This is a genomic window from Streptomyces sp. NPDC041968 (assembly GCF_055589025.1).
Window position 1 is genome coordinate 474505 of record NZ_JBVJCB010000005.1, and the last position, 11704, is coordinate 486208.

At 71.5% G+C, this 11704-nt stretch carries 12 protein-coding genes and 1 rRNA gene; 3 read left to right on the forward strand and 10 right to left on the reverse strand.

All coding sequences use genetic code 11. The features are described from left to right. Positions 1-138: 138 nt before the first annotated feature. The gene (locus ACZ6EG_RS15905) at positions 139-471 is read right to left on the reverse strand and encodes a glutaredoxin family protein (RefSeq protein ID WP_391972920.1); all 333 of its coding nucleotides are present in this window, start codon (positions 469-471) and stop codon (positions 139-141) included. 174 nt (positions 472-645) lie between these two features. Between ACZ6EG_RS15905 and ACZ6EG_RS15910 the strand changes: the two genes are divergently transcribed. The 3 genes from ACZ6EG_RS15910 (at position 646) to ACZ6EG_RS15920 (ending at position 4184) form a co-directional block, all read left to right on the forward strand. Beyond that, on the forward strand, positions 646-1566 hold the full coding sequence (locus ACZ6EG_RS15910) for an HAD family hydrolase (protein ID WP_356609440.1): 921 nt from the start codon (positions 646-648) through the stop codon (positions 1564-1566). A gap of 319 nt (positions 1567-1885) precedes the next feature. Beyond that, complete coding sequence (locus tag ACZ6EG_RS15915) at positions 1886-2680, forward strand: ECF subfamily RNA polymerase sigma factor, BldN family (RefSeq protein WP_469604967.1); 795 nt, start codon at positions 1886-1888, stop codon at positions 2678-2680. Between the two features lie 262 nt (positions 2681-2942). Next, entirely contained in the window at positions 2943-4184 is a 1242-nt protein-coding gene (locus tag ACZ6EG_RS15920) for a DUF5667 domain-containing protein (protein WP_391972919.1), read from the forward strand. Between the two features lie 66 nt (positions 4185-4250). Here ACZ6EG_RS15920 and ACZ6EG_RS15925 read toward each other — a convergent pair whose 3' ends face one another. The 9 genes from ACZ6EG_RS15925 to rrf all read right to left on the reverse strand — a co-directional run bounded on the left by ACZ6EG_RS15925 (position 4251) and on the right by rrf (position 11547). Then, complete coding sequence (locus ACZ6EG_RS15925; RefSeq protein WP_469604971.1) at positions 4251-5345, reverse strand: lysophospholipid acyltransferase family protein; 1095 nt, start codon at positions 5343-5345, stop codon at positions 4251-4253. 14 nt (positions 5346-5359) lie between these two features. Next, positions 5360-6421: an NAD-dependent epimerase/dehydratase family protein gene (locus tag ACZ6EG_RS15930; protein WP_366769044.1), complete on the reverse strand. Its 1062-nt coding sequence runs from the start codon at positions 6419-6421 to the stop codon at positions 5360-5362. Positions 6422-6630: 209 nt separating this feature from the next. Beyond that, a complete protein-coding gene (locus tag ACZ6EG_RS15935; protein WP_003948845.1) occupies positions 6631-6729 on the reverse strand; it encodes a 30S ribosomal protein bS22 in 99 nt (32 codons plus the stop codon). A gap of 191 nt (positions 6730-6920) precedes the next feature. After that, positions 6921-7133, reverse strand: coding sequence for a helix-turn-helix domain-containing protein (locus ACZ6EG_RS15940; protein ID WP_004984898.1), 213 nt, complete (start codon positions 7131-7133; stop codon positions 6921-6923). Positions 7134-7262: 129 nt separating this feature from the next. Then, the gene (locus tag ACZ6EG_RS15945; protein WP_391972917.1) at positions 7263-8078 is read right to left on the reverse strand and encodes a phosphatase; all 816 of its coding nucleotides are present in this window, start codon (positions 8076-8078) and stop codon (positions 7263-7265) included. Positions 8079-8271: 193 nt separating this feature from the next. Further along, a complete protein-coding gene (locus ACZ6EG_RS15950; protein WP_469604975.1) occupies positions 8272-9444 on the reverse strand; it encodes an acetoin utilization protein AcuC in 1173 nt (390 codons plus the stop codon). Next, positions 9395-10642: an MFS transporter gene (locus ACZ6EG_RS15955; RefSeq protein WP_469604978.1), complete on the reverse strand. Its 1248-nt coding sequence runs from the start codon at positions 10640-10642 to the stop codon at positions 9395-9397. Before ACZ6EG_RS15955 ends, ACZ6EG_RS15950 begins: the two co-directional genes overlap by 50 nt. A gap of 80 nt (positions 10643-10722) precedes the next feature. Continuing rightward, entirely contained in the window at positions 10723-11367 is a 645-nt protein-coding gene (locus tag ACZ6EG_RS15960) for an HAD family hydrolase (protein WP_391972914.1), read from the reverse strand. 63 nt (positions 11368-11430) lie between these two features. Next, positions 11431-11547: ribosomal RNA gene (rrf, locus tag ACZ6EG_RS15965) — 5S ribosomal RNA — on the reverse strand. Positions 11548-11704 lie beyond the last annotated feature (157 nt).

The following is an 11704-nucleotide window of genomic DNA, read 5'->3' on the forward strand; positions in this document are numbered from 1 at the left end:
ACGCGCCCCCGGCGCACGAACCGGGAACCGGCGCATACGCGCCCGCGTTCCTCTCCCATCGGAGGCAAAGCCGCACACGCTCCTCACGATCAACGCCCCCGAGACCAAGTCACCATCGATCCTAAGCGACCATCCGGACTACTTGGACTCGTCGGTCAGTGCCTTGCGCAGCCGTTCCTCGTTCACACGCCAGAAGGTGTGCTGCCGACCGTCCACGAGGACGACCGGGATCTGCTCCCAGTACTGGTCGTGGAGCCCGCGGTCCTGGGTGATGTCCTTCCCCTCCCAGGGGACGCCCAGGTCGGCGCAGACCTTCTCGACGACGAGCTGTGCGTCATCACACAGATGGCAGCCGGGTTTGCGGATGAGGGTGACGAGATGGTTCTCGGAGTACTCAGGGGACTGCGCGGCCTGCGGGGCTTGCGGGGTCCGCGAGGGCTTTCGGCGGAAGAGGGGACTCATGCCCGCCATTCTCGCGCGCACGGCCCCGTCGGCCGAGCCCCGCGCACGAACCGGTCCGCCTGCCGCCCCGGCGCCCCGGCGCGCACCGGGGACCGCTCCTGCGGCGACCCGGTCGCCCAGAGTTCACACCCTCCGAACCTCTCGGCTCCGAAGCCTCCGAACAAACTGGCTATGCTCACGGACATGGCCGCTCTTCGATGGCTCACCCCCCGGAGGCGCTCCGCCACGGCGCGGAGCGTGTTGGCAGGCGAGGCCTCGGCCGAGGCAGCCCGCAAGTCCGCGCAGTCCGCGCCTCCCGACACGGGTGCGGAACCGGACTTCCCCGTCCACGGCGACGACCGGGCGGCCGCCTTCTTCGACCTCGACAACACCGTCATGCAGGGCGCCGCGATCTTCCACTTCGGCCGGGGCCTGTACAAGCGGAAGTTCTTCGAGACCCGCGACCTCGCCCGGTTCGCCTGGCAGCAGGCCTACTTCCGGCTCGCCGGGCTCGAGGACCCCGAGCACATGCAGGACGCCCGCGACTCCGCGCTGTCGATCGTCAAGGGCCACCGTGTCTCCGAGCTGAAGACCATCGGCGAGGAGATCTACGACGAGTACATGGCCGAGCGGATCTGGCCCGGCACCCGCGCCCTCGCCCAGGCCCACCTGGACGCCGGGCAGAAGGTCTGGCTGGTCACGGCCGCCCCGGTGGAGATCGCCCAGGTGATCGCCCGCCGCCTCGGCCTGACCGGTGCGCTCGGCACGGTGGCCGAGTCCATCGGCGGCGTCTACACGGGCAAGCTGGTCGGCGAACCGCTGCACGGCCCCGCGAAGGCCGAGGCGGTACGGGCGCTGGCGGCCGCGGAGGCCCTCGACCTGTCCCGCTGCGCCGCCTACAGCGACTCGCACAACGACATCCCGATGCTGTCCCTGGTCGGACACCCGTACGCCATCAACCCGGACTCCAAGCTGCGCAAGCACGCCCGCGAGCTGGAGTGGCGCCTGCGCGACTACCGCACTGGCCGCAAGGCGGCCAAGGTCGGCATCCCGGCGGCCGCGGGCGTCGGGGCCGTGGCGGGCGGCACCGCGGCGGCCATCGCGCTGCACCGCCGCCGCCGCTGACCCGGACCGGGCGTCGCCCCAAGCCATGTGACGTACCCCCCGGCCGGCCGCTCCAGTCCCCTTTTCTCACATCGGCCACAACACGCTCTGTAGTCACCCGGAATCCGAACCATTCCGGTCACGAAGTGATCATCCCGTCGCATCCGATCGAGCGTCAATCGGGCACGGAAGCGACGTAATCGATGATTTGAGCAACTGGGCGTAGCAGTGCCTGCACGAAGCGTTATTCTCCTCAGACGCATTCCGGCACCCCACCTTCGCTACGACGGGTGAATGGTTCCGTACTGCACGTGATGGAAGCTCTGCCTCTGGGAGTCCCGTGTACCCACACGTCGGGGTTGACGCCTCGGGCCTGGCTACGCTGCGCGCAACGGTCAAAACAGCACAAGACCTGTTGCGCGGCTTCGTCCCCACCGCGTACGCCGTCCCCGCCCTCGCCTCCGCCGCCGCCCCCGTCGGTCCTTGCTACGCACTGGCCGACGGAAGCGCCGCCGTCGGCAGACGCGCGCGGTCGGCCTCGTCCGGGACCGCCGCCACCACCCACCGCCGTCCCGCCGCGGACAGCGACAGCGCCCGCATGATGGACCTGGTCGAGCGGGCTCAGGCCGGCGAGGCCGACGCCTTCGGACGGCTCTACGACCAGTACAGCGACACCGTGTACCGCTACATCTACTACCGCGTGGGCGGCAAGGCGACCGCCGAGGACCTCACCAGCGAGACCTTCCTGCGGGCCCTGAGGCGCATCGGCACCTTCACCTGGCAGGGCCGGGACTTCGGCGCCTGGCTGGTGACCATCGCCCGCAACCTGGTCGCCGACCACTTCAAGTCCAGCCGATTCCGCCTGGAGGTCACCACCGGCGAGATGCTCGACGCCAACGAGGTCGAGCGGTCCCCCGAGGACTCCGTCCTCGAATCCCTCTCCAACGCCGCCCTGCTGGAGGCCGTGCGCCGGCTCAACCCACAGCAGCAGGAGTGCGTGACCCTGCGCTTCCTCCAGGGCCTCTCGGTCGCCGAGACGGCCCGTGTCATGGGCAAGAACGAGGGCGCCATCAAGACGCTCCAGTACCGGGCCGTGCGCACCCTGGCCCGGCTGCTCCCGGACGACGTGCGCTGAGATCCCGGCGCCCCCGAGGCGCCGTCCCCACCGGAACTCTCCGCTGTCCCCAAATCACCACCAGTGAGAGTCTGTTGAGTCCGCGGTCCGATCATCCACCGTCCGTAACCCAAGTGCCACGCCGCTCGTTGTGCGGGATGCAGGCTCCCTGTGGTCACCCCCTGGTCGACTCCGATCACACGATCGGGTGGTCCCGATCAGGGTGTGCAACCCTCAGGACCCCCTGGGGAGTCGACCGTCATGACGAGAGGAGGTGCCGCCAGTGATCGCGAACGTATCGGCACACCGGCGGGCGAACGCCTTCGCCCAGGCTCTGGAGGAGCAGTCCGATCCCGGGGCGGCGGCCGAGCAGTCCGAAGGACCGACAGGCGCCGAGGCCACCGTTGAACCGACCGAGCAGGGTCGTCTCCTGACCCTCGCCACCGGTCTGGAGACGCTGCCCCGGCCCGAGCTGGATCCCGAGGTCAAGGTCGTCCAGCGCGCCCAGCTGGTGGCCGCGTTCGAGGCCATGCTCCAGGAGGGCGGCGGGGCGGCGGCCACTTCGGTTCCCGAGCAGCGCCGGACGCGCGGCACCCACCGGGCGGCCCCGCTCCAGAGGTTCCGGCCGCGCTCACGGCTGGCCAAGGGCCTCACCGCGGGCGGACTGAGCGTGAGCGTGGCCGCCGGAGCCTTCGGCGGAGTCGCCGCCGCCAGTTCGGACGCCCTGCCCGGCGATTCGCTCTACGGCCTCAAGCGCGGCATAGAGGACTTCCGCCTCGGTCTCACCGACGGGGACGACGAGCGCGGCGAGGCCTATCTGGACCTGGCCTCGACCCGGCTCAGCGAGGCGCGCCGGCTCATGGAGCGCGGGCGCAGCGGCCCCCTCGACCACGAGTCCCTCGGCGAGATCCGCCGCGCCCTGTCCGGTATGCGGCACGACGCGTCCGAGGGCCACCGGCTGCTCAGCGCGGCCTACGCGCGCGACCCCGGGTCGCTGGCCCCCATGCAGGCACTCTCCGCTTTCTCCCGCTCCCACCGGGAGGCCTGGGGAGCACTGCGCGAGCGCCTGCCCGTACAGCTCGGGGACGTCAGCGAACAGGTGTCCTCGGTCTTCGACGCCATAGAGGAGGACGTGGCCCCGCTGCAGTCCATGCTGCCGCAGCCACCGGCCCAGGACGACGAGAGCGGCGGCGGCGACGGCGGCCGACGGGGCGGCTCCGAGTCGGCGACCACCGACACCCCCGGCTCCGGCCGCTCGTCGACGCCCAGCACCGGCGGCGACGGCACGCCCGACCGGGGGCGCGGCGACAGCCGTGCGCCCAGCGAGTCGGCCGGCTCCGGCAGCGCCGAGGACGGCCTGCTCGGCGGCAACACGGGCGGCCTGCTCGACCCGCCGAAGGACAGCGGTCCCGCCTCTCCGTCCACGGGCGGCAACACCCCGCCCACCGAGCCGGACGTGACCCTGCCACCCCTCCTCCCCGGCCTGCTGCCCGGCCTGGGCATCGAGGCGGAGGACGCGGACTGATCCACGGCTGGTACGCCGACGGGGCGCCCCTCCCACGAGGGGCGCCCCGTCGGCGTACGGCGAGCCTCAGAAGAAGACCGACCGCCGCTGCACCAGCAGCTTGTACAGCGTGTGCTGGATCTGCTCCCGTACCTGGTCGGTCAGGTTGAACATCAGCATCGGGTCGTCGGCGGCCTCCGGCGGGTAGCCGTCCGTCGGGATCGGCTCGCCGAACTGGATCGTCCACTTCGTCGGCAGCGGCACCGCGCCGAGCGGGCCCAGCCACGGGAAGGTCGGCGTGAGCGGGAAGTACGGGAAGCCCAGCAACCGCGCCACGGTCTTGGCGTTGCCGATCATCGGGTAGATCTCCTCCGCGCCCACGATCGAGCACGGGATGATCGGCGCCCCCTGCCGCAGCGCCGTGGACACGAAGCCGCCCCGGCCGAAACGCTGCAGCTTGTAGCGCTCGCCGAACGGCTTACCGATGCCCTTGAACCCCTCCGGCATCACCCCGACCAGCTCGCCCTGACCGAGCAGCCGTTCGGCGTCCTCCGCGCAGGCCAGGGTGTGGCCGAGCTTGCGGGCCAGCTCGTTCACCACCGGCAGCACGAACACCAGGTCCGCCGCCAGCAGCCGCAGATGCCGGTCCGCCGGATGGTGGTCGTGCACGGCGACCTGCATCATCAGGCCGTCCAGCGGCAGCGTCCCGGAGTGGTTGGCGACGATCAGCGCACCGCCCTCGGCCGGGATGTTCTCCACGCCCTTCACCTCGACCCGGAAGTACTTCTCGTACACCGGCCGCAGCAGGGACATCAGCACCTGGTCGGTGAGCTCGGCGTCGTAGCCGAAGTCGTCGACCTCGTAGTCACCGGTGAGCCGGCGGCGCAGGAAGGCCAGGCCGCCCGCGATCCGCCGCTCCAGGCCGCTGTCCCCGCCCTCCGCACGCGGCTCGGCCTCGCCCGGCCCCTCCTGCGGTTCCTCCGTCACACGGGCGTCGTCCTGCGCGGCGCCCCGCACCGGCAGGGGCGCCACCTCACGCACCGGCGCGGACTCCGCCGCGCCCCTGGGCCGGCCCCCCGCGCCACGGCGCCGCGCCGGGCGCTGTGCCGCCGCGCCGCCACCGCTGGTGCCGCTCCCCCGCGACCGGTCGTCGTCGAACGGAATGACCTTGGCGTCCGCCATCGTTGCTGCGCTCCTCAGTTGGCGCTCTGCGTCGGGAGGGGGCCGCTGCCCCGCAGGGACAGCTCCGCGATCCGGTCGACGGCCCCCGCGAGGGCCTGCGGCGGCAGCAATCCGGCACCGCGGCCGCGCGCGAAGTCCGTGAACGCCCCGGCCGTCGTGTACTTCGGCCGAAAACCCAGCGTCTCGCGCATCTGCGTCGTGTCCACCACCCGCCCGTGGGTGAGCAGCCGGATCTGCTCGGGGGAGAAGTCCGTCATCCCCAGCGTACGCACGAGCGTGCCCGCCCAGGTGACCGCGGGAAGCAGCAGCGGAACCGTGGGGCGACCCAGCCGGCGCGAGCACTGGGAGAGCAGCAGCACGCCGTCGCCCGCGATGTTGAAGGTGCCGCTGTTCAGCGTCCCCCGCCGCGGCTCGTGCGAGGAGATCCGCAGGACCTCGATCACGTCGTCCTCGTGCACGAACTGCAGCCGCGGGTCGTAGCCGAACACCGTCGGCAGCACCGGCAGCCCGAAGTACGAGGCGAGCGGGGTGTCCGCGCCCGGGCCCAGGATGTTGGCGAACCGCAGGACCGTCACCGCCACGTCGGGACGCCGGCGCGCGAACCCGCGCACGTATCCCTCGACCTCCACCGCGTCCTTGGCGAAGCCGCCGCTGGGCAGGGACTTGGGCGCGGTGGTCTCGGTGCACACGGCCGGGTCGCGCGGTGCGGACCCGTAGACGTTCGTACTGGACTTCACCACGAGCCGCTGCACGGCCGGCGACTTCTGGCAGGCACCGAGCAGCTGCATCGTGCCGATGACGTTGGTCTCCTTGACCGACGTACGGCTGCCGCTGACCAGCGGCGTACCCGTGACGTCCAGGTGGACGACCGTGTCGGCGCGGGTCTCGGCGAGCACCCGCCCGATGGCCGACTGCCGGATGTCGGCCTGCACGAAGTCGGCGCCGCCGAGATGGTGCTCGGGCGCGACGGCGTCCACGGCCACGACCCGGTCCACGTCGGGATCGCGCTGGATGCGCCGCACGAACCGGCCTCCCAGCGGCCGGGCCACTCCGGTCACGAGCACGACCTTGCCCAAGATCAGCGCCTTCCTTCCGCCTCGCTCCGTACCCTGCCGCGTTCCCGTCTGCGGGCCAACTTAGCCGGTCGGTGTCGCACGGCGACCACCGCCGGACGCGGCACGTGACGAGAATTCGCGGATACGGCCGAGCCCCGCGCCGGACACGACTGTGGCCCCCCACCGGATGCGGTGGGGGGCCACAGGACACGCTGACGGCGCAGCGTCGCTTACTTCTTGTTGCGACGCTGAACGCGCGTGCGCTTGAGCAGCTTGCGGTGCTTCTTCTTGGCCATCCGCTTGCGCCGCTTCTTGATAACAGAGCCCACGACTACCCTCGCTCACTTCTCATCACTCGGTTGTTGGGCGCCATGGGCCCACACGACCTACGAGGGGTCAGCCTACCCGCCCGAGCGCTGAGGTCGTAATCGAGGTGCCGAGGGGGTCCGGGAGGCCGGGAGAGGTCCTGATGAGCCCTGGTGAGCCCTGGCGGGCCCGGAGAGCCTCCCCCGGGCCACCGTCAGGCCGTTTCCACCCCCACGTAGCTCTCGCGGAGGTACTCGTGAACCGCTTGCTCCGGGACACGGAACGACCGTCCCACCCGGATCGCGGGCAGATGACCACTGTGCACCAACCGGTACACGGTCATCTTGGACACGCGCATCACCGAGGCGACCTCCGCCACGGTAAGGAACTGAACCTCGTTCAGAGGCCTTTCGCCTGCTGCAGCCATGACACACCTGAACCTTCCGCACTCGACGGCCACCGGCTTCCCCTTCCGGTGACTCTTCGTCGCTGCGTGCTCACTCCCCAATGTAGGGGCGGGTGATGCGAATGGGGAAGAGGTGCACCCATCGCTTCCCTACCGTGACAGACACGCCCGATTGAGTACGTAGCGGGTGAGCGGACGGTAGTACTCGGAGCGCACAGCGTCATCAAGGGGAACGACGACGGACACGGACCCCTCCGCCTGGCCGACGAAGGGCGCGGGATCGTCCGTGTCGGCCGGCCCGATCGCCTCGAACCCCAGCTGACCTGCTCCGCAGACCCAGCCGTGGTCCCCGATCACCAGCTCGGGCAGCGGCCCCCCACCCTCGGCCGCGACGGCCAGCGCGGTACGAACCGGGAGCGGCGAATGCGTGTGTGCGCCGGGCTCACCACCGGCGCGCCCGGTACCGGGCTCCCGCACCAACGCGACGCCCCGGTCGTAGTCGAGGCGGTACGTGCGTAGACCGAACCGGGTCGTTATGTCGACACGGCGACCCTGCGCCGGGGTGAGGACAGCACATCCCGCCGCCGACAGCGCCTCGGCCAAGGCGACGTAGAAGCCGAGCAGCCGGTGCGGGTGCCCGGTGCCGAGAAGGACCGGTGCGCCACGCTGAGCGACCGCCGCGAGCCGGCCCGCGAAGGCGTCCAGGGCGGCCAGGGTCCGGTCCGGGTCGATCACGTCCTGGCCCGAGGTGTGCCGCGGGTCGGCCGAGACCCCGCACCTCTCCGCCATCAGTCCGAGCAGCTCCCGCTGCCCCCAGTCCCGCACCGGGTCGATCCCGATCAGCGCCCGCGGATCCCGTGCGGCGAACAACCGGTAACTCCGCAGACTCACCTCACGCGAGGTCGCCACGACCCCGGCGAGACCGGCGTCCAGAAGATGGGCCCGAAGAGCTTCACGGGTCAGCACGCACCCGATGCTGCCGGTTCCACCCGCCCCCGCGACGAGGAACGCCGGAATCCACCCACGGTCGGCGCAACCTCCCGGGCGCGGCCGCACGCGAGGGAGACACCCCCGCGGAGCAGCCCTCGACGCCGGGCCCGCACACCGTCGCGCTCACCGCGCCCCGCTCGCCCCGCTCGCCCCGGTCAGGCCCGCACCGTCACGCCAGCAGGCCCCGCAACGGGAACACCGCCCGCCGAGCCGCCACCACCGCCTGGTCCAACCGGTCCGCGGGGTCGTAGCCCGCCTCCCACGCCGCCCACGACACCGGCCAGCGCCCGTCCGTCATCCGCATCGGCCCGAGCTGCCGCGTCCGCGCGAACACCTCCTGCCGCCACCCCTCCGGGATCACCGTCTCCGGCTCCACCGGCCGCCCCGCCGCGATCCCCACCAGGTGCGTCCACGACCGCGGCACCACGTCCACCACGGCGTATCCACCGCCACCCAGCGCCACCCAGCGCCCTTCCGCGTGCTCGTGCGCCAGCTCGTGGCACGCCACCTGCACCGCCCGCTGCGCGTCCAGCGACACGGCGAGGTGCGCGAGCGGATCCTCGAAGTGCGTGTCCGCCCCGTGCTGGGTCACCAGCACCTGCGGCCGGAAGTCCGCCAGCACCTCCGGCACCACCGCGTGGAACGCCCGCAGCCACCCCGCGTCCCCGGTCCCCGCCGGCAGCGCGACGTTCACCGCCGATCCCTCGGCGCAGTCGGCCCCGGTCTCCTCCGGCCACCCGGTCTGCGGGAACAGCGTCCGCGGATGCTCGTGCAGCGACACCGTCAGGACCCGCGGGTCCTCCCAGAACGCCGCCTGCACGCCGTCCCCGTGATGCACGTCCACATCGACGTACGCGACCCGCTCGGCCCCCAGCTCCAGCAGCCGCGCGATCGCCAGCGCCGCGTCGTTGTACACGCAGAACCCCGAGGCCGCGCCCGGCATCGCGTGGTGCAGCCCGCCCGCGAAGTTCACCGCGTGCGACGCCTCCCCCCGCCACACCGCCTCCGCCGCCCCCACCGACTGCCCGGCGATCAGCGAGGACACCTCGTGCATCCCCGCGAAGGCCGGATCGTCGACCGTCCCGAGCCCGTACGACCCGTCCGCCGAACCCGGCTTGGCCGAAGCCGCCTTCACCGCGTCGATGTAGTCCTGCCGGTGGACGAGCCGCAGTGTCGACTCCCCGGCCGGGCGCGCCGAGACGACCTCCACCTCACGGTCGAGCCCCAGGGCACCGACCAGTCCTCGTGTCAGGGCGAGCCGGACCGGGTCCATCGGATGCTCCGGCCCGAAGTCATAACCCGTTACCGCCTCGTCCCACATCAGCTGTGCGCGACCGCTCATGCCCGCCACCGTATCGGTCCGGTTGAGCCTCGAACGACCGGGCGTACACGACCGTCACCAGCACCAACACCATCGGTACGAGCATCGCCCCGCGGTAGCTCCAGACGTCCCCGAGCGCCCCGACCAGCGGCGAACCGATCAGAAAACCGACGTAGTTGAACACGTTGAGCCGCGCCACCGCCGCGTCGGACGCACCGGGCCGGCCGTCCCGCTCCGCGGCGAGCCGCCCGGCCGCCGCGAACGTCTGCGGCACCAGCACACACAACCCCAGCCCCACCAGCGTGAACCCGAGCATCCCCACCCACGCCCCCGGCGCCCCGGCCACCACCGCGAACCCGCACGCCGCGACGACCGCGCCCACCCGCACCACGGCCGCGGCCCCGAACCGCCGCACACCGAAGTCCCCGACGGCCCGCCCCACCAGCGTGGTCACCATGTACACGTTGTACGGCACGGTCGCCGTCTGCTCCGAACTCCCCAGCACGTCCTGGAGGTACTTCGCGCTCCAGTTGGAGACGGTCGAGTCCCCGATGTACGCGAACGTCATCACCAGGCACAGCGGCAACAGCACGGTGAAGCCGACGCCCGCACTGTCCCCCTTCCGCGGCCCCTGGCTCCCGGCGGCCCCACCCACCCCGTCCTCCCCGTCGACGTACCACCGGCTGCCCACCAGCGCGGCCGGCAACAGCACGGCCACGACCGGGAGATACGACACCCACAACGCCAGACCCCAGTGCGCGCCGGCCCAGGCCAGCGAGGCGCCCAGAATCCCGCCCAGGCTGTACGCCGCGTGGAACCCCAGCATGATGCTGCGCCGGTACGACCGCTGCAGGCTCACCCCCAGCATGTTCATCGACGCGTCCAACGCGCCCACCGCGAGCCCGAAGACGGCCAGCGCGACGGCCAGCACCGCCACCCGGTCCCCCACCCCCACGCCGAGCAGGGCCAGGAGCACCACGGGCTGGGACCACCGCAGCACCCGGCTCGGCGGTATCCGCCGCACCCACCGCTCGGTCACCACACTGCCGACACCGGCGAGGACGGGCACGGCGGCCAGGAAGACGGGCAGGAGCGCGTCGGAGACGCCGTACCGGTCCTGGACGGCCGGGATGCGCGTGACGAGCAGCGCGAAGGCGACGCCCTGGGCGAAGAAGCCGAACGCCAACGAGACCCTGCCGCGCCGCAGCACATCAGTCATGGCGGCGAGCGTAGGGCCCCCGCTTACCCGTGGGTAGATCCAGCCAAAGATGAATCCGGCTCATCTTCACCCGCGGTGGGTCACTGCAGCAGGCCCACCAGGTCCCCCATGTCGCCGAAGAGCCGGTCGGCCGCGGCGAGCTTCGCGGGCGGCGTCATCGCGGTGAACCCGTAGACGTCCATGCCGGCGGCGAGGGCCGCCCGCACGCCGAGCGGGCTGTCCTCGATCACGACACACCGCTGTGGCGCGACGCCCATCCGCTCGGCCGCGTGGAGGAACAGGTCCGGTGCGGGCTTTCCCCGCCCCACGTCCTCGGAGCTGAAGATCCGCTCGTCCCCGAACCACCGGTCCAGCCCGGTCTTCCGGTGCCCCACCCGGATCCGCTCGTGACTCCCGGAGGAGGCCACGCAGAAGGCCGTCCCGTCCGCCGCGAGCTTCCCGAGTACGTCCACGGCCCCGGGCACGGGCTCCAGGTCGCGCTCGAACGCCGCGAACACCCGCCGGTGGAAGACGGCGTCGAAGTCGTCGGGCAGCCGCCGCCCGGTCCGCTCCAGCACGAGGTCATGCACCCGATGCATCGCTCCCCCCATGTAGTCCCGGAGGGAGTCCTCGTACGACGTCGGGTGTCCCAGCTCGGTCAGATAGCCGGCCAGCAGCCGGTTGGAGATCGGCTCGCTGTCGACGAGAACACCGTCGTTGTCGAAGATGACCAATTCATAGCGCATAGGACGACCCTAAACGCAGAAAACCCCGCACCGTTCCCGGTGCGGGGTCTCCTCGCAATAATTGTTCGGCGGCGTCCTACTCTCCCACAGGGTCCCCCCTGCAGTACCATCGGCGCTGAAAGGCTTAGCTTCCGGGTTCGGAATGTAACCGGGCGTTTCCCTAACGCTATGACCACCGAAACACTATGAAACTGACAACCGCACCATGTGTGGCACATGGGGTTGTTCGTGGTTTCAGAACCAACACAGTGGACGCGAGCAACTGAGGACAAGCCCTCGGCCTATTAGTACCGGTCACCTCCACACCTTGCGGTGCTTCCAGATCCGGCCTATCAAC